This is a genomic window from Aromatoleum toluvorans (genome assembly GCF_012910905.1).
Classification (GTDB): Bacteria; Pseudomonadota; Gammaproteobacteria; order Burkholderiales; family Rhodocyclaceae; genus Aromatoleum; species Aromatoleum toluvorans.
Genome location: NZ_WTVN01000010.1, coordinates 103,917 through 121,811 on the forward strand (window position 1 = coordinate 103,917; position 17,895 = coordinate 121,811).

Below are 17,895 nucleotides of genomic sequence, written 5' to 3' on the forward strand. Positions count from 1 at the left end.
CGGAGGCCGACATGCTGCCCGACTTCTTCCCCGATCAATTGCCGCCCGCCTTGCGCGACCTGCTGGAGCGTGGCGTTCCGGCGCCGGACCCCGCGATGTCCCGCCGCAGCTTCCTGAAACTCGCCGGCCTCGGCGGGCTTGCGCTCGGCGCCTTCCCGCTGGTGGCCGCCGCACAGGGCGCCGGCGCGCAAGCCGACGCCCTCAAGCCGACACAGCAGCCGTCCGCCTTCCTCCACATCGATGCGGACGGTGTCGTGACCGTCGCGATCAACCGCCTCGAATTCGGTCAGGGCGTCCAGACCGCCTTGCCGATGATCCTCGCCGAGGAACTCGATGCGGACTGGAACAAGGTGCGGACGCGCTTCGGCGACAACTCGCCGGCCTATGTCGATCCCGCGTACGGCATGCACATGACCGGAGGCTCCAACTCGATCAAGAACAGCTTTGTCCAGTATCGCGAACTCGGCGCGCGTGCGCGTTCCATGCTGGTGTCCGCCGCGGCGGCGCGATGGAAGGTCGACGCGGCGAAGTTGCGCACTGCGTCGGGCCAGGTTCTCGGTCCGGGGGGACGCCGGCTGACTTACGGCGAACTCGCCGAGGCGGCGATGGCGCAGCCCGTGCCGGGGCACGTCGCGCTCAAGGACCCGAAGAATTTTCGCCTCATCGGACACCCGACGCCGCGTCTCGACGCCCGCGCCAAGAGCAGCGGTCGTCAGGACTTCGGGATCGATGTGCGGCTGCCCGGCCAGCTCACCGCGGTCATCGCCCACCCGCCGGTCTTCGGCGCAAGACCGCGCAGCGTGGACGACTCGGCCGCGCGCGTGGTGAAGGGCGTCAAGACCGTGGTACGCATCCCGCTCGAACGGGGCGGCGAAGGCATCGCGGTGGTGGCCGACGGCTACTGGCCTGCGCGGCAGGGCCGCGAGGCGCTGAAGGTGGAGTGGGATACGAACGCGGTCGAGGGCGTAGACAGCGCGCGCCAGCTGGCGCAGTACCGCGAACTGGCCGGCCAACCCGGTCCGCGCCATTTCGATGCCGACATGACGCCGCTCGACAGCGCACCGCACCGGATCGATGCCGAATTCGTCTTCCCCTACCTGGCCCACGCGCCCATGGAGCCGCTCAACTGCACGGTGCGGATCGGCAGGGAAGACGCCGAGCTGTGGGTCGGCACGCAATTCCCGGGAGTCGATGGCGCGGCGGCGGCACGCGTGCTGGGGCTGAAGCCCGAACAGGTGAAGGTGCATGTGCAGATGGCGGGCGGTGGATTCGGCCGCCGCGCGGTCGCCACCAGCGACTACGTCGTCGAGGCCTGCGAGGTGGCCAAGGCGGTCCGCACGGCCGGCATTGAGGCGCCGGTGCGCATGATCTGGAGCCGGGAGGACGACATCCGCGGGGGCTATTACCGTCCGATGCATCTGCATCGAGCCCGGATCGGCTTCGACGAGCGCGGCCGCGTGCTGGCGTGGGACCACGTGCTGGTCGGCCAGTCGATCGCCGCAGGGACCCCGTTCGAAGGCGGCATGGTGAAGAACGGTGTCGACCACAGCGCGGTGGAAGGCATGCGCGAACCCTATCCGCTGCCGATGCGTCTCACCGTGCATCACCCGAAACTCAACGTGCCCGTGCTGTGGTGGCGCAGTGTCGGCTCGACCCATACCGCCTTCGTGATGGAAACACTGCTCGACGAAATCGCGCGCAGCACACAGCAGGATCCCGTCGCCTATCGCATGGCCCTCTTCGGGGACCAGCATCCGCGTCATCGCGCAGCCCTGAAACTCGCGGTGGACAAGAGCGGCTATGGCAAGCGGCGGCTGCCGGAAGGCCGTGCGTGGGGTGTGGCCGTGCACGAGTCCTTCAGTTCCGTTGTCGCGTATGTGGTGGAGGCTTCCGTGCAGCAGGGCCGACCGGTGCTCCATCGCGTGACCGCAGGGGTGCACTGCAATCTCGCAGTGAACCCACGCGGGGTGGAAGCGCAGGTGCAGGGCGCGGCCATGATGGCCTTGTCGACCTGCCTTCCGGGCTCCGCGATCACGTTCAAGGACGGCGAAGTGGAGCAGCGCAATTTCGACGGTTTCACTGTCGCGCGCATCACCGATACGCCCGAGATCGAGGTGCACATCGTGCCCAGCGCCGAACCGCCCACGGGCATGGGGGAACCGGGCCTGCCCCCGCTCGCGCCGGCCTTCGCCAATGCCATCGCGCAACTGACGGGAAAACCGATGCGTGAACTGCCCTTCAGGCTCGCGTGACGTCACCGGGCGGGCACAGGGACATATCCAAGGACCAGACGATGGAAGATCTCGACACCCTCGTTCTGCGCACGGCGTGCGCGTGGCAGGACCAAGGCCTGCCGGTCGTGCTTGTCACGGTCGCGCGCACCTGGGGTTCTTCGCCGCGTCCGCCGGGTTCCTTGATGGCGATCGGCGCGGACGGGGCAACCGTCGGGTCGGTGTCGGGCGGCTGCATCGAGGACGACCTGATCAAACGCATCCGCAACGGCGGGATCGAGTCGATCTGCGCGTCCCTGGCACCGACCGTCCAGCGCTACGGCATCTCCGCGGACGAGGCGCACCGCTTCGGTCTGCCCTGCGGGGGCACGATGGAACTGGTGCTGGAACCCGTATTGCCGCATACCCGGCTCGACGAGCTGCTCACGGCCTGCGAGCAGCGCCGCAGTGTCGAGCGCATCCTCGACCTCGCGACCGGCCACGTCGAATTGCGGGAAGGCCGCCGGGACGGCGTGCCGCATCTGGACGAGCAGCGCCTCACGACCTACCTCGGGCCGCAGTTCCGCATCATCGTCATCGGCGCCGGCGACCTGTCGCGTTTCCTGTGCGAAATCGCGCGGGGTGTGGGCTTCGAGGTCATCGTCTGCGACCCGCGGGTCGAGCGGCACGCGGCGTGGTCCCTGCCCGGCGTCGAGATCAGCCGCGAAATGCCCGATGACCTGATCCTGCGACTGAAGCCCGATGCGCGCACCGCCGTCGTGGCGCTGACGCACGATCCCAAACTCGACGACCTCGCGCTGATCGATGCGCTGCAGTCCGACGCCTTCTATGTCGGCGCGATCGGCTCGCGGCGCAACACGGCTTTGCGACGCGAGCGGCTCGCGACGCATTTCGGCCTTTCGGAGTCCGCGCTGGCGTCCCTGCACGGGCCGGCGGGGCTCTATATCGGCAGCAAGACGCCCGCCGAAATCGCGTTGTCCATCATGGCCGAAGTGGTTGCGGCAAAGAACGGCGTGGCGCTGCCCGCACAGATCGGCGTCGAGGCCGGCAAGCCGCTGCACGAACAGCACGGCCTGCGGCTAGCCGCGCAAGGCTGCATCGTGTGAGGGGCCCCCCGGACTCGACGGCGAATAGGGACAACTGCTTACCGCCTCACACCCGCTCGATGATCAGCGCGATGCCCTGCCCCACGCCGATGCACATCGTGCACAGTGCGTAGCGGCCGCCGGTGCGTTCGAGCTGGTTCAGCGCGGTGGTGACCAACCGCGCACCGGAAGCGCCGAGCGGGTGGCCCATCGCGATGGCGCCGCCGTTCGGGTTCACGTGTGCGGCATCATCCGGCAGGCCGAGATCGCGCGTCACGGCGAGCGCCTGCGCGGCGAAGGCTTCGTTGAGCTCGATGACATCCATGTCGGCGAGCGTCAGGCCGGCTTTCGCGAGCACCTTCTTCGACGCGGGCGATGGGCCGAAGCCCATGATGCGCGGCGCAAGTCCGGCCGCGGCCATCGCGACGACGCGGGCGCGCGGCTTGAGGCGGTAGCGATCGACCGCGGCTTCGGACGCGAGCAGCACGGCGCAGGCGCCGTCATTCACGCCCGAGGCGTTGCCTGCCGTGACCGTGCCGTCGGGGCGCACGACGCCCTTGAGCTTCGCGAGCGTTTCGAGCGTCGTCTCGGGGCGCGGATGCTCGTCGGTCGTGAAGCGCTTCGGCTCGCCCTTCTTCTGCGGAATCGCGACCGGCACGATCTCGCTGGCGAAGAGGCCCGCGGCGTTCGCCGCCGCCCAGCGCTGCTGCGAGCGCAGCGCGAGCGCGTCCTGGTCGGCGCGGCTGATGCCGAACTCCTGCGCGACGTTCTCGGCGGTCTCGGGCATCGAGTCGATGCCGTACTGCGCCTTCATCACGGGGTTCACGAAGCGCCAGCCGATCGTCGTGTCCTCGATCTTCGCGCTGCGCGAGAAGGCGGTGTCGGCCTTGCCCATCACGAAGGGGGCGCGGCTCATGCTCTCGACGCCGCCGGCGATCACGAGATCCGCTTCGCCCGACTTGATCGCCCGCGCGGCCATGCCGACCGTATCGAGGCTGGACCCGCACAGGCGGTTCACCGTCGTACCCGGCACGTCCTGCGGCAGCCCGGCCAGCAGCGCGGCCATGCGCGCGACGTTGCGGTTGTCCTCGCCGGCCTGGTTGGCGCAGCCGTAGATCACGTCATCCACCGCGGCCCAATCGACGCCGGGGTTGCGCTCGACCAGCGCGCGGATCGGCAGCGCCGCGAGGTCGTCCGCGCGCACCGCGGACAGCGTGCCGCCGTAGCGGCCGAAGGGGGTGCGGATGGCGTCGCAGATTTAGGCGTTGTTCATGCTCGTGGCCTCCTCAAACCGTCAGGTTGCGCTTGTCGACCAGTCGCTTGGCCTTGCCGACCGAACGGAACAGCGAGCCGGGCTGTGCCAGCGTGGTCTTGGTGCTGATGCCGATGTAGGACTTGATGTTGTGCTGGAGCAGCTTGGCGATCTCTTGCTGGCGCGCCGGGCCGAGCTCGGCCGCTTCGGGGGAGAGCTCGACGACGACTTCCATCTTGTCCATGTGGCCGTCGCGGGTCAGCTCGAGCTGGTAGTGCGGCGACAGCTCCTTCTGCTTCAGGATCAGCTCCTCGATCTGACTCGGGAACACGTTGACGCCGCGGATGATCAGCATGTCGTCGGAACGGCCGGTGATCTTGCCGATGCGGCGCATCGAGCGCGAGGTCGGCGGCAGCAGGCGCGTCAGGTCGCGGGTGCGGTAGCGGATCACCGGCAGCGCTTCCTTCGTCAGCGACGTGAAGACGAGCTCGCCCTCTTCGCCGTCGGGCAGCACTTCGCCGGTCTCGGGGTCGATGACTTCGGGGTAGAAGTGGTCTTCCCAGATCACGGGGCCGTCCTTGCTCTCGATGCACTCGCTCGCGACGCCCGGTCCCATCACTTCGGACAGGCCGTAGATGTCGACCGCGTCGATGCCCGCGCGCGCCTCGATCTCGTGGCGCATCGCCTCGGTCCAGGGTTCGGCGCCGAAAATGCCGATCTTCAGCGACGACTCGGCGGGATCGAGGCCCTGACGCACGAACTGCTCGAGGATGTTGAGCATGTAGGACGGCGTCACCATGATGACCTTGGGCTGGAAGTCCTGGATCAGCTGGACCTGGCGCTCGGTCTGGCCGCCGGACATCGGCACCACCGTGCAACCCAGGCGCTCGGCGCCGTAGTGCGCGCCCATGCCGCCGGTGAAGAGGCCGTAGCCGTAGGAGATATGCACGACGTCGCCCTTGCGGCCGCCCGCGGCATAGATCGAACGTGCGACGAGGTTCGCCCAGTTGTTGATGTCGTTCTGCGTGTAGCCGACGACGGTCGGCTTGCCGGTCGTGCCGCTCGACGCATGCACGCGGACGACTTCTTCGCGCGGCACGGCGAAAAGGCCGAAGGGGTAGTTGTCGCGGAAGTCCTTCTTCACCGTGAAGGGGAATTTCGCCAGGTCGGCCAGCGTCTTCAGATCCGACGGATGGACGCCGGCTGCCTCGAAGCTGCGGCGATAGTGCGGGACGTTGTCGTAGGCGTGCTGCACCGTCTTCTTCAGGCGCTCGAGCTGCAGGGCGCTCAGTTCGTCGCGGCTCGCGGTCTCGATCGGGTCGAAGCCGATGCCGTTTTCCATGCGTGCGTTCATTCCTCTACTCCTCTCTCTGTGGGGTTGGAACGGCGGCGGACCTTCCTGTCCGGGTCCGCTTCACCGTCCGGTCTCTGGGGAAATTTTTTCTCCCCCTTCAAGGGGGAGGTTAGGAGGGGGATGGGTTTCCGTCGGGACTGCATAACCCATCCCCACCCCAACCATCCCCTTGAAGGGGAGGGAGTAAGCGTGCCGGGTCGGACGGAATCCGCTCGATTTACACCGCAAACCGGTGCTGGATCACGCGGAAGCGGTTCGCCACGAAGGCGCTGTCCGCGTAGCTCGCGTTGGCCGACGGATTGGCGCCGGTGCCGTGGTAGTCGGAGAAGGCCGCCGACTGGTTCACATAGACGCCGCCGGTCAGGTTCAGCGACAGGGCGACACCCGCGCGCTGCGTGGCGGCGATCACCTGTTGCACGAACTCGGGCTTGCTGCTGTAGGCACCGACCGTGAGGGCGCCGTGCTCCGTCGTGATGCGCTCGGACAGCGCGAGCGCCGCGGCGGCATCGGCCGTGCGCACGACGAAGGCGATCGGGCCGAAGCGCTCTTCCATGTAGCCCGCCTCGTCGGCGGCGTCGCACTTCAGCAGCACGGGGGTGCGGACGGTCGCTTCCGCGTATTCGGGATGGGCGACCGGCTTGGAAGCCAGCACGACTTCGCCCCAGCGCGAGGCTTCGTCAAGGCGGCCCAGCGTATCGGACGACTGGATGCAGCCCAGCACGGCGGCCGCGACGGCCGGATCGCCCAGCAGCTTGTCGATCGAACGGCCGAGGTCGGCCGCGACCTCGTCGAAGCTCTTGTGGCCCTGGTCGGTATCGATGCCGTTCGCCGGCACGAGGATCGCCTGCGTCGTCGTGCACATCTGGCCCGAGTACAGCGACAGCGTGAAGGCGAGGTTGCGCAGCATGCCCTTGTAGTCGTCGGTCGATTCGATGACGACGTTGTTCACCCCGGCGAGCTCGGCATACACCTGCGCCTGGCGGCAGTTCTCGATCAGCCAGTTGCCGAAAGTGTTGCTGCCGGTGAAGTCGATCGACTTCACCGCCTTGTGCGTCGCGAGGAAGCGCGTCAGTTCGCGCGAATCATCGACGGCGAGCAGCACGGCGTTGGGATCCGCGCCGGCTTCGGCGAGCACTTCGCGCAGCACGCGCACGGTGATCGCGGCGGGCAGGATGGCGTTGCGGTGCGGCTTCACGATCACCGGGTTGCCGGTCGCGAGCGCGGCGAAGAGGCCCGGATAGGTATTCCAGGTCGGGAAAGTGCCGCAGCCGATCACGAGCCCAGTCCCGCGCCCCACGATCTCGTAGCGCTTCTTCAGCACGAGCGCCGGGTTCTTGCCCTGCGGTTTCTCCCAGTGCGCCTCGGCGGGAATCGCCGACATCTCGCGCCAGGCGTAGGCGACGGCTTCGAGCGCGCGGTCCTGCGCATGCGCGGCGCCGGCCTGGAAGGCCATCATCCAGCCCTGGCCGGTCGTGAACATCACGGCGTGGGCGATCTCGAAGCTGCGCTTGTTCAGGCGGACCAGGGCTTCGAGCAGCGCGCCGACGCGGCCCTGGGGCCCGAGCGCCTGCAGCGACTCGCGTGCGGCCTGCGAGGCCCCGATCAGCGCCTCGCCGCTGCAACGCGGATAGCGGATGTTCATCGGCACGCCGTAGGGCGAGCGCTCGGCGCCCGCGGTGCCGGTGCAGCCCGGCTGGTCGAGCTGGAAGTCGGTGCCACAGTAGGCGTCGAAGGCGGCGCGTCCTTCGGCCATCGCGTTCTCGCCATACACCTTCGGGCTGGGCATTTCGGAGAACGGGCTCCAGTAGCCGCGATCGGCAACGGCCTGGACGGCGGTATCGAGCATCGCCTGATGGCGCGCAAACATCGGGTGGGTCATGTCGATTCTCTCTCTAGGGGGCTTGGGAGCCGGCGCGATCTCTTTCGGATCGCTGCCGGTGATGCGTCAGGCGATGGCTCAGGTTTCCTGGTCGAAATCCAGCACCAGCTTGTCCGTGACCGGATAGCTCTGGCACGACAGACGGAAACCCCGGGCGATCTCGTAGTCTTCGAGCGCGAAGTTGGTGTCGTGATCCACCTCGCCATCGATGACCTTGCAGCGGCAGGTCGAGCAAACACCGCCCTTGCACGAGTACGGCATCTCGATCCCCTGCGCGAGGCCCGCGTCGAGCACTGATTCGCGGTTCTTCGGCATCGTGAATTGGCGCACGCGCCCGTCCTGGATCACGGTGACCTCGCACTCCTCGGCGCCCTTGACGGGGTGCGAATGCGCCGGGCGCGGGCCCTTCGGCAGACTGGTCGCGAAGAGCTCCATCTTGATCGCGGACTTCTCGATGCCATGCGCCTGCAACGACGCCGACACCGCTTCCATCATGTCCATCGGGCCGCAAATGAAGGCCATGTCGATGCGCCTCGGATCGATCCACTGCGCGAGCAGCGCGTCGCAGCGCTCGCGGTCGATGCGGCCGTTGAAGAGGTCGATGTCCTGCTGCTCGCGCGACAGCACGTGCACGAGGTTCAGGCGCTCGCCGTACTGGTCCTTCAGGTCGGCGAGTTCTTCGCGGAACATCACGCTCGATGACGAACGGTTGCCGTACACCAGCGTGAAGCGGCTGTCCGGTTCGCCCGCCAGCAGCGTCTTCATCAGCGACAGGATCGGCGTGATCCCGCTCCCGGCCCCGAAGCCGACATAACGGCGCGCGGTGTGCGCATCGGGCGCGATGCCGAAGTGGCCGGAAGGCGGCATCACCTGCACGCTCACGCCCGGCTTCAGGAAGTCGTTCGCCCAGTTCGAGAACAGGCCGCCATGCACGCGCTTGATCGCGACGCGCAGCTCGCGCTCGCCGGCGCCCGAACAGATCGAGTACGAGCGGCGCACGTCCTCGCCGCCGATCTCGGTGCGCAGGGTCAGGTGCTGGCCGGGGGTGTAGTGGAACGACTCCGCGAGCGAAGGCGGCACGTCGAAGGTGACGACGATCGCGTCGCGGGTCTCGGGACGCACGCTGGCGACCCGGATATCGTGGAACTTGCTCATCTCTCTTGCTCCTCTCGGAGTGCCTTTCTCAGTGGCACTTGAAGTAGTCGAACGGCTCGCGGCAGTCGAGGCAGCGATGAAGCGCCTTGCACGGAGTCGAACCATGACGGCTGATCGGCTCGGTATGCGCCGAGCCACAGTGCGGACACGCAGCGGGCGCATCCTCCGCGGTGCGCCGGCGCAGCCCGCTGATGTCGATCACCTGGCGTCCGTCGGCGCGGCGGGCCGGAGGAGCGATCCCGTATTCGCTCAACTTCCGGCGCCCTTCGCTGGTCAGCCAGTCCGTGGTCCAGGCCGGAGCGATGCGGCTTTCCAGCCGCACCCGCTCCACCCCGCGCTCGCGCAGCGCTTCCTCGATGGAGCGGCCGATCACCTCGGTCGCCGGACATCCCGAATAGGTCGGCGTGATCACCACCTCGCACACCGCCCCGGCCGGATCGTCGTGCCAGTTCACCTCCCTCACGATCCCCAGATCGACGATGGAAATGACCGGGATTTCGGGATCGGGCACATCGGCCAGCCAGCCCCATACCCTCTCGCTGCGTTCGCGCAAGTCGACCATCGCTGCCTCACTCAACTCGTTGTCACCAGCTCGCGTTGGGGTAGGCGCGCTGCAGGAACTGCATCTCGGCCAGCAGCAGGCCCAGGTGTTCGCCGTGCCGGCCCTGCTTGCCGCCCTTCTGCATCCATTCGCTGTCCGGCACCGTCAGCGTCGCCTCGGCGAACACCTCGCGCACCATCGCCAGCCACGCGTCCTTCAGCGTCGAGGGATCGCAGGCCAGGCCCTGTGCGCCGAGCAGCTCCTCGGTCTCGTCTGCCTTGAACATCTCGCCCGTGTACATCCACAGCGCGTCGACCGCGTCCTGCATGCGGCGGCGACTCTCGGCCGTGCCATCCCCAAGGCGCACCACCAGGTCGCTGCTGCGGCGCAGGTGATAGGCGACTTCCTTGATCGCTTTCGATGCGATGTCGGCGATGCGGTCATCGGACGAGCGCGTCAGCGCATCCAGCGTCAGCTGGTGCCACACGTCGAAGAAGAACTGGCGCACCAGCGTGTGGGCGTAGTCGCCGTTCGGCTGCTCGACCAGCAGCAGGTTGGTGAACTCGTGCGAGTCGCGGCGGAAGGCCAGCGCGTCCTCGTCGCGGCCGCGCCCTTCCACCTCGCCGGCGTAGGACAACCACATCCGCGCCTGGCCGATCAGGTCGAGCGCGGTGTTGGTCAGCGCCATGTCCTCCTCGAAGGCGGGACCCTTGCCGCACCATTCGGAAAGGCGCTGCGACAGCACCAGCGCGTTGTCGCCGAGGCGCATCAGATAAACGGATTTGTCATCGAGCAGCATGTCTGTCTCCGTCCCGCCGATCACATGTGCTTCACTTCTTCCGGCACCGGGAAGAAGGTCGGGTGGCGATAGATCTTGTTGTTCGCGGGCTCGAACAGCGCTTCCTTGTCCGCCGGGCTGCTCGCCGTCACTTCGGCAGCGGGCACGACCCAGATCGACAGGCCTTCATTGCGGCGCGTGTAGACGTCGCGCGCGTTGTTGATCGCCATCTCGGCATCCGGCGCGTGCAGGCTGCCGACGTGCTTGTGGGCGAGGCCGTGCTGGCTGCGGATGAACACTTCCCAAAGGGGCCATTCCTTCATTTCTTTTCTCCTCTCGATCTCGTTATCAGGCGGCCTTGGCGGTCGCGACTTGTCTTTCGGATTTCTTCTCGGCGTGGGCGAGCAGCGCGTCGCGGAACCATTCCCCGTCTTCCCAGGCCTTCACGCGGGTGCGCAGGCGGTCGCGGTTGCACGGGCCGTTGCCGGCGACGACCTGGCGGAATTCTTCCCAGTCGATCTCGCCGAAGTCGTAGTGGCCGGTGTCCTCGTTCCACTTCAGGTCGGGATCGGGAATCGTCAGGCCCAGGTACTCGGCCTGCGGCACGGTCTGGTCGACGAACTTCTGGCGCAGCTCGTCGTTCGACAGGATCTTGATCTTCCACTGCATCGACTGCGCGCTATGCACCGACTCGCCATCGGACGGACCGAACATCATCAGCGCCGGCCACCACCAGCGGTTCAGCGCGTCCTGCGCCATCGCCTTCTGTTCCGGCGTACCCTTCGCCATCGCCATCACGAGGTCGTAGCCCTGGCGCTGGTGGAAGGACTCCTCCTTGCACACGCGCACCATCGCCCGCGAGTACGGGCCGTAGGAACAGCGGCACAGCGGGATCTGGTTCATGATCGCCGCGCCATCGACCAGCCAGCCGACCGTGCCGATGTCGGCCCAGTTGGTGGTCGGGTAGTTGAAGATGCTGGAATATTTCACCTTGCCCGACAGCAGGTCCGCGTAGACCTGGTCGCGCGTCACGCCCAGCGTCTCGGCGGCGCTGTAAAGGTACAGGCCGTGGCCCGCCTCGTCCTGGATCTTCGCCAGCAGGATCGCCTTGCGCTTCAGGGTCGGTGCGCGCGTGACCCAGTTGCCTTCGGGCAGCTGACCGACGATTTCCGAGTGCGCGTGCTGCGAGATCTGGCGGATGAGCGTGCGACGGTAGCCTTCCGGCATCCAGTCCTTCGCCTCGATCTTGATGCCCGCGTCGATCTTTTCCTGGAAGGCGCGCTCCTCGGCCGACATCTCGTCGAGCCCCTGCACCCGCTTCATCCCCGTGTCCACCATCTGGGCGTACATGCTGTTCCTCCTCTCGTCGGGTTCGTGCATCCGTCGCAAGACGTGATACGTATCCTCGCGCTTGATCTGTCGCTACTGACTCATGACAGTCGCGCGTTGGATCGAATCCTAGGGGAGCCGCCCCGGCCGGAATGTCGGCGTGTTCTCGACCTCTTGTAGGAATTTTCTGATTGCGCGCAGCAGAAAGACGGTAGGCGCCAAAAGCCTTATACGGCAAGCACATGACGGCAACCCGCAAGTGCTTGTGATACAAGCGCCACGCACAAGAACGCGTGTTTTGGATCAGTTTTGGCGCATTCCCTTCCGTGAATGGGAAAGGTGAACGCTGCCCCTTAGAGGCGAACGCTGCCCCTTGGCATCGGTCGCAATCCGATTCGCGGGGCGCGCTTACCGGGGTGCAGTCAGTCCAGCAGCCCGTTGCGCATCGCGTACTGCACGAGCTCGGCGTTGCTCGCGAGGCCGAGCTTTTCGAGGATGCGCACACGGTAGGTGCTGACGGTCTTCACCGACAGGCACATCTGCACGCCCACGTCGGTGAGCGACATGCCGCGCACGATCTTCATCATCACCTGCATCTCGCGCGCGGTGAGCTTCTCGTGCGGTGCACCTTCGCGCGCGCGATCCATCTGCATCAGCAGATTCGCGGCGCTGCGCGGCGAGACGTAGCGCCCGCCCCCGACCACGTGCCGGATCGCGGTCAACAACTCCTGCGGCTCGACGTCCTTCGACAGGTAGGCATTCGCACGCGCCCGCAGGGCGAGCACCGCGTACTGCTCCTCCGGATACATCGACAGCATGATGACCGGCAGCTCGGGACGCTCGGCGCGGATCGATTCGAGCGTGTCGAGGCCGCTGCGGCCCGCCATGTTGATATCCATCAGCACGACATCGAACTTGCCGCTGCGTATCTTCGCGAGCGCGCCGGCCCCGTCGCTCGCCTCGTCCGCGACGTGGATGTCCGCCTCGTCCGAGAGCATCCGCCTCAGGCCCGAGCGGAAGATCGTATGATCATCAACGATCAGCAGTTCGATCATTGCTACGTCGCCCCATGTGACCCGGTACCGCCAGAAGCACGACGGTTCCACCTCCGGCGCGCGCATGTACATACAGCGAACCGCCGATACTGCGCGCGCGTTCGGCCATGCTCAACATCCCGATCGAGCCCTCGCGCATCGAAGGCCGGTCGATCCCCTTCCCGTCGTCGCGGACCTGCATCTCGAAGCGGCCATCCCGGCAGTTCACCCGCACTTCCACCGTTTCCGCCTGCGCGTGCCGCCCGATATTCGTCAATGCCTCCTGGAACACGCGGAAGCACTGCGTCGCGGTTTCCGCCGAGAGTTCGGGTTCCCCTCCCTCGACCGTGAATCCGACGAGGACCTCGTTGCGCCGCCCGAAAGCCTGCAGCTCGCTCCGGATCGCTGCCACCAGGCCGAGCGTGTCGAGCATCCGCGGCCGCAGCTCGTCGGAAATCTGCCGCGCCGTGTCGATGGTGTCCTGGATCAGCGGCAGGAGCTCCTCGGCGATCTCATGGATCTCCGCCAGGGCGGGGTCGGTCGAGCGGCGCTGGATGCGGAAGACATCGAGCTTGATCGAACTGAGCATGCCGCCCAGCACGTCATGCACCTCGCGCGCCAGTTGCCCGCGCAGCTCTTCCCGCGAGCTGTTGATATAGGACGCGAGCTCGCGCAACCGTCGGCGCGACCGATGCAGATCCATGTCCCGCCGCACGCGCTCGCTGACGTCGATCACCACGCCCGCCAGGGCCGGCTGGCCATGATAGTCGACCCGCGAACCATGCACCTCGATATGCACGACATGCCCGTCCCGATGCCGGCATCGGGTGAAATAGCGGATTGACGGCACGCCCTCGTACACGCGGAGCCGGTAGTACTCCATCGCCTCGCCGACGAAGTCCGGCAGTACGAGCTCCCGGATCGAGGTACCGACGAATTCTTCGCGCGTATAGCCGAACATTGCCGCGAAGGTGGAGTTTACGTACTGGAAGCGTTCGTCGAACACCAGATACACGCCCGCCAGCGACTGCTCGATGATTCCCTGAAAGGGGATGTCGCGGAACTCGATTTCGGGGCGTTCAGGGGGCGGAGGAGAAGCGTCCATGGAAGGTGCAGGCTGGTCCATGGCCTATCCAAACATTTCCTGCCGCGGGACGTCAATGGATCTGTGCACCAGACCATGAGTATCGCGTGGTCCGCCGTCACCCCCGCGCAGGCACTCGGCGGGCTTGGTTTACGAACGCCTTCGGTGCAGGCTCAACCCGAACGGCTCTCCGCCTGGCTTGGGCACCACCACTCAGGAGGCCCGTCGTTCAGCCTGCTCGACGACCTTCTTGCTGCACACCGTCTTCTGCATCTTTCCCAACACACGCAGTGTCACATCGCTGCGTGGATAGACCCGGCAGGCGAGCACGCGCCCTTCCGCCTGCTCGGCGGCGCTGACGTGATCGCGGCTCATCGCGCGCGCCTCGAAAGCACCCGCGATGATCTCGACCTTGCACACGCCGCAGCCCCCGCCGCAGCAGCCGGCGGGAATTCCCCGCCGGCCGAGGCGGACCATGCCGGCGAGGAGCGACTCGTCGGGCGCGCAGTCGTAGCGCTCCGACGTGTCTTCGATGGTGATGGCGAACTTCACGACGCGTTCGCCGCTGCCCGCGCGACGATTTCCGATTGCCGCATCACGCTACCCGGCACACCGCCGATCGACCAATTCTCCGGCAACACGGGCACGATTCCGCCGCGCACTTCTGCGCGATCGACTCCGAGCGCCGCGACGACAATGTCGGTGAATCCCGCCAGAAGGCGCTGGCGTTCGTCGAGCGCCCTCCCCTCCATGACGATGAAACTGAAGTATGGTGCGCGCCGCTCTCCGGCGATCTCGCCACCCACCGCGACGAGTTCCGGCCGGTAGAGGTGGATGAACGCACGAACCCGGTCGAGCGGACAGCGCAGGACCTCGGCAAAGAAGCGACTCGATTCCGCCAACAGGCGCCGGTGCTGCTCGGCGCCGTACTGGCCTTCGACAAGGTGGAAATGCAGGATCGGCATGACGTTCCTTCGGTTACGGCAGACCGCGGCGACGGCCGGCGTCGAGCATCAACGTGGAGCCTGTCATTGCGTCGGCTTCGGGCGCGAGCAGCAGGCCCACCGCCCACGCGACCTGTTCGGGCGTCACGAGTGCCCCGATCGAAGATTCGGCCCGCATCTCCCCCAGCACGCCGTCCACGGTCGTCCCGCGCATCGAAGCGCGGTCGGCGGCCACGCGATGCAGGCGGGCGGTATCGGCCGGCCCCGGGGCGATACCATGAGCAGTAATACCGCGCTCGCCATAGGCGAGACTCAACTGGCGTATCGCATTGATCAGGGCCGCGTTCGCAACGCCCGCGGCCGCCGCATATGCAGTCGGTTCCAATCCATAATGCCCGGCAATGCCGACGAGGCGAGAACCGGCTCGCAGCCTTCGATCAACGGCCCGCACGACGCGCAGCATTCCACCGACCTTGATGTTCACGGCGTCCGCCAGCGCGGCCGGGGGCGCGTTGAGAATGCCGCCGGCAACCGCGACACCGGGGCCATGCACAACGATGCGGACGGTCTTCCTCGCGTGCTCGGCGATCGCCTCGACTGCGCCGTCATCGCCGATGTCGGCGATGCAACCGCGCACGCCTGCATGACGGTCCTCGAGTGATCGCAGTCCCTCCGCCCGCCGCGCCACGGCAAGAACGCCTAGGCCGGCATCGAGCAGTCGGGAGACAATCGCTCCGCCGAAGTCGCCGGTGGCACCGACGACGACGGCAATTTCGTCGCAACGGTCGAAGTCGCTCATCGCCGCCACCTCAGGCCGCCACGTCCTGCAGCAGGCCGCGTTCCTTCGCCATCGTCATCGCGGTGTCCTGGATCATGTCTTCCTGGCCGCCGATCATCTTCTTGCGGCCGAGCTCGACGAGGATGTCGCGCGCCGGCACGCCGAAGCGTTCGGCCGCCCGCTTCGAGTGCAGCAGGAAGGTCGAATAGACGCCGGCGAACCCCAGCGTCAGCGACTCGCGGTCGACACGGACGATGTGGTCCATCATCGGCACGATGACGTCCTCGGCCACGTCCATGATCTTGAACAGATCCACGCCCGTCTCGATGCCCATGCGCTCGCACACCGCGGCGAAGACTTCGAGCGGCGTGTTGCCGGCGCCCGCACCCAGACCCGCGACCGAACCGTCGATGCGGCTCGCGCCCGCCTCGATCGCGGCGATCGAGTTCGCGATGCCCATGCCGAGGTTATGGTGGCCGTGGAAGCCGATCTCCGTCTCGGGCTTCAGCACCTCGCGCAGCGCCGCGACGCGCGCCTTCACGTCCTCGGGCAGCATGTAGCCGGCCGAGTCGGTGACGTAGATCGTGTGCGCGCCGTAGGACTCCATCAGCTTGCCCTGCTGCGCGATGCCGGCCGCATCGTTGAGGTGCGACATCATCAGGAAGCCGGTCGTGTCCGTGCCGAGCTTGCGGGCGTAGGCGATGTGCTGCGGCGAGGTGTCTGCCTCGGTGCAGTGGGTCGCGACATGCACGCTGCGCGCGCCGGCGTCGTACGCGGCCTGCAGTTCCTTCATCGTGCCGAGGCCGGGGATCAGCAGCACCGACACCTTGGCCTGCTTCATGCGCGACGCGACGGCCGAGATGTATTCCTCGTTCGGCGCCAGCGCGAAGCCATGCTGCAGCGAGTTGCCGCCGAGGCCCGCACCGTGCGTCACCTGGATGTACGGAATGCCGGCATCGTCGAGCGCAGTGGCGACCTTCACCATCTGCTCGACGCTGATCTGCTCGCGCTTCGCGTGCATGCCGTCGCGCAGGCACATGTCGTGCAGGATGACCTTGCGGCCCTTGAGGCTGGAGGAGTTGCTTGCTTGGGTCATCACACGGTCTCCACGGCTTTCAACTGGATCTTTCCGGCGAGGATTTCCTCGGCGAACATCTCGGCGGTGCGCGTCGCGGCCGCGGTCATGATGTCGAGGTTGCCGGCGTACTTGGGCAGGTAGTCGCCGAGACCGGCGACTTCGAGGAAGACGGACACCTTGTTGCCGTCGTAGATCGGGCCATTCACGAGACGGTAGCCCGGCACGTATTTCTGCACTTCACCGATCATCTGCAGGATCGATTCGGTGATGCGCGCGTGGTCCGGCTCGTCGTCCGTCAGGCAGTAGATCGTGTTGCGCATGATCATCGGCGGCTCGGCCGGGTTGATGATCGCCAGCGCCTTGCCGCGACGTGCGCCGCCGACCGCGCAGATAGCGTTCGACGTGGTGTAGGTGAACTCGTCGAGGTTGGCGCGCGTGCCGGGGCCGACCGACTTCGACGCGAGGCTCGCGACGATCTCGGCGTACTCGACGCTCTGGATGCGCGAGACGGCATTCACGACCGGGATCGTCGCCTGGCCGGCGCACGAGATCATGTTCACGTTCATCTCGAGCTTGTCGGCGTGCTGGCGCAGGTTCACCGGCGGCACGCACAGCGGGCCGATCGCGGCGGGCGTGAGGTCGATCATCATCACGCCGAGCTCGTTGAGCTTGCGGCTGTTCTCGGCATGCACATAGGCGCTGGTCGCGTCGAAGGCGATCTGGATGCCGTCCGCCTCGACGTGCGGCAGCAGACCGTCCACGCCATCCGCGGTGGTCTTCAGCCCCATCTCGCGGGCACGGGCGAGGCCTTCGGATTCGGGGTCGATGCCGACCATCCACACCGGCTCCAGCACGGGGCTACGCTTGATCTTGTAGATCAGGTCGGTGCCGATGTTGCCGGACCCGATCAGCGCACATTTGATCTTCTTCATTGGCCTTGCTCCACGAGTGCGGCGACACGTTGCCGTTCGGCCCGCTCCGCCAGGGTTTCGCCGGCAACGTAGAACTCCTCGTTGCCGTGTTCGGTAATCAGGACGCGCACGGCTTCGCGCTTCACGCCGAGCGCCTGGATGACGGCGTCGGTGACGGCGTTCGCGACCCGGCGCTTCTGCTCGGGCGTGCGTCCCTCCGCGAGATGCATTTCGATAATGGGCATGGTTCTCTCTCTGTATTTGTGAGGCAGAAATTCGGCGTTCCGGTCCCTCCCCCTTCAAGGGGGGCGGAACAGGGGTTTCGGCGAGCACTGCTCGCCGCCTGTGGAGCGGCGAGGCGCAGCCGAGACTCCCGGTCAGGAGGGGGATGGGTTTCAGCAACGCCCCTTCAACCCATCCCCACCCCAACCCTCCCCTTGAAGGGGAGGGAGCTGTCCCTTA

The 17,895-nt window shown here is 66.8% G+C and carries 18 protein-coding genes; 2 read left to right on the plus strand and 16 right to left on the minus strand.

The window, feature by feature from the left end:
* Nucleotides 1-11 precede the first annotated feature (11 nt).
* Nucleotides 12-2,252 carry a xanthine dehydrogenase family protein molybdopterin-binding subunit gene (locus GPA22_RS08820; protein WP_169255717.1) on the plus strand — a complete coding sequence of 747 codons (2,241 nt, stop codon included), beginning with the start codon at nt 12-14 and terminating at the stop codon, nt 2,250-2,252.
* Between the two features lie 41 nt (nt 2,253-2,293).
* Complete coding sequence (locus GPA22_RS08825; RefSeq protein ID WP_169255718.1) at nt 2,294-3,337, plus strand: XdhC family protein; 1,044 nt, start codon at nt 2,294-2,296, stop codon at nt 3,335-3,337.
* Nucleotides 3,338-3,383: 46 nt separating this feature from the next.
* Here the strand turns inward: GPA22_RS08825 and pcaF are convergent, their stop codons facing one another.
* From pcaF to GPA22_RS08905, 16 genes are all read right to left on the minus strand, one after another.
* The gene (gene pcaF, locus GPA22_RS08830; RefSeq protein ID WP_169255739.1) at nt 3,384-4,574 is read right to left on the minus strand and encodes a 3-oxoadipyl-CoA thiolase; all 1,191 of its coding nucleotides are present in this window, start codon (nt 4,572-4,574) and stop codon (nt 3,384-3,386) included.
* Between the two features lie 28 nt (nt 4,575-4,602).
* Entirely contained in the window at nt 4,603-5,922 is a 1,320-nt protein-coding gene (gene paaK / locus GPA22_RS08835) for a phenylacetate--CoA ligase PaaK (protein WP_169255719.1), read from the minus strand.
* Nucleotides 5,923-6,139: 217 nt separating this feature from the next.
* The gene (paaN, locus tag GPA22_RS08840; protein ID WP_169255720.1) at nt 6,140-7,801 is read right to left on the minus strand and encodes a phenylacetic acid degradation protein PaaN; all 1,662 of its coding nucleotides are present in this window, start codon (nt 7,799-7,801) and stop codon (nt 6,140-6,142) included.
* 78 nt (nt 7,802-7,879) lie between these two features.
* The gene (paaE, locus tag GPA22_RS08845) at nt 7,880-8,956 is read right to left on the minus strand and encodes a 1,2-phenylacetyl-CoA epoxidase subunit PaaE (protein ID WP_169255721.1); all 1,077 of its coding nucleotides are present in this window, start codon (nt 8,954-8,956) and stop codon (nt 7,880-7,882) included.
* 28 nt (nt 8,957-8,984) lie between these two features.
* Nucleotides 8,985-9,518, minus strand: coding sequence for a 1,2-phenylacetyl-CoA epoxidase subunit PaaD (gene paaD / locus GPA22_RS08850; RefSeq protein WP_169255722.1), 534 nt, complete (start codon nt 9,516-9,518; stop codon nt 8,985-8,987).
* A 22-nt stretch (nt 9,519-9,540) separates the two neighbouring features.
* On the minus strand, nt 9,541-10,296 hold the full coding sequence (gene paaC / locus GPA22_RS08855; RefSeq protein WP_169255723.1) for a 1,2-phenylacetyl-CoA epoxidase subunit PaaC: 756 nt from the start codon (nt 10,294-10,296) through the stop codon (nt 9,541-9,543).
* Between the two features lie 20 nt (nt 10,297-10,316).
* Nucleotides 10,317-10,598, minus strand: a complete 282-nt coding sequence (gene paaB / locus GPA22_RS08860; protein ID WP_169208644.1) for a 1,2-phenylacetyl-CoA epoxidase subunit PaaB — start codon at nt 10,596-10,598, stop codon at nt 10,317-10,319.
* A gap of 25 nt (nt 10,599-10,623) precedes the next feature.
* A complete protein-coding gene (paaA, locus tag GPA22_RS08865) occupies nt 10,624-11,625 on the minus strand; it encodes a 1,2-phenylacetyl-CoA epoxidase subunit PaaA (protein WP_169255724.1) in 1,002 nt (333 codons plus the stop codon).
* Between the two features lie 401 nt (nt 11,626-12,026).
* Nucleotides 12,027-12,659: a response regulator gene (locus GPA22_RS08870; protein WP_121428569.1), complete on the minus strand. Its 633-nt coding sequence runs from the start codon at nt 12,657-12,659 to the stop codon at nt 12,027-12,029.
* Nucleotides 12,637-13,764 carry a PAS domain-containing sensor histidine kinase gene (locus GPA22_RS08875; RefSeq protein ID WP_169255725.1) on the minus strand — a complete coding sequence of 376 codons (1,128 nt, stop codon included), beginning with the start codon at nt 13,762-13,764 and terminating at the stop codon, nt 12,637-12,639. Before GPA22_RS08875 ends, GPA22_RS08870 begins: the two co-directional genes overlap by 23 nt.
* 171 nt (nt 13,765-13,935) lie before the next feature.
* Nucleotides 13,936-14,274 carry a 2Fe-2S iron-sulfur cluster-binding protein gene (locus GPA22_RS08880; protein WP_169255726.1) on the minus strand — a complete coding sequence of 113 codons (339 nt, stop codon included), beginning with the start codon at nt 14,272-14,274 and terminating at the stop codon, nt 13,936-13,938.
* A complete protein-coding gene (locus GPA22_RS08885; protein ID WP_169255727.1) occupies nt 14,271-14,687 on the minus strand; it encodes a tautomerase family protein in 417 nt (138 codons plus the stop codon). Before GPA22_RS08885 ends, GPA22_RS08880 begins: the two co-directional genes overlap by 4 nt.
* Before the next feature lie 13 nt (nt 14,688-14,700).
* Complete coding sequence (locus GPA22_RS08890) at nt 14,701-15,465, minus strand: SDR family NAD(P)-dependent oxidoreductase (protein WP_169255728.1); 765 nt, start codon at nt 15,463-15,465, stop codon at nt 14,701-14,703.
* A 10-nt stretch (nt 15,466-15,475) separates the two neighbouring features.
* Complete coding sequence (gene dmpG / locus GPA22_RS08895; RefSeq protein WP_169255729.1) at nt 15,476-16,540, minus strand: 4-hydroxy-2-oxovalerate aldolase; 1,065 nt, start codon at nt 16,538-16,540, stop codon at nt 15,476-15,478.
* The gene (locus GPA22_RS08900) at nt 16,540-17,454 is read right to left on the minus strand and encodes an acetaldehyde dehydrogenase (acetylating) (RefSeq protein ID WP_169255730.1); all 915 of its coding nucleotides are present in this window, start codon (nt 17,452-17,454) and stop codon (nt 16,540-16,542) included. The genes dmpG and GPA22_RS08900 overlap by 1 nt, the downstream gene beginning before the upstream one ends.
* Entirely contained in the window at nt 17,451-17,705 is a 255-nt protein-coding gene (locus GPA22_RS08905; RefSeq protein ID WP_281374118.1) for a tautomerase family protein, read from the minus strand. Before GPA22_RS08905 ends, GPA22_RS08900 begins: the two co-directional genes overlap by 4 nt.
* Between the last annotated feature and the right edge of the window lie 190 nt (nt 17,706-17,895).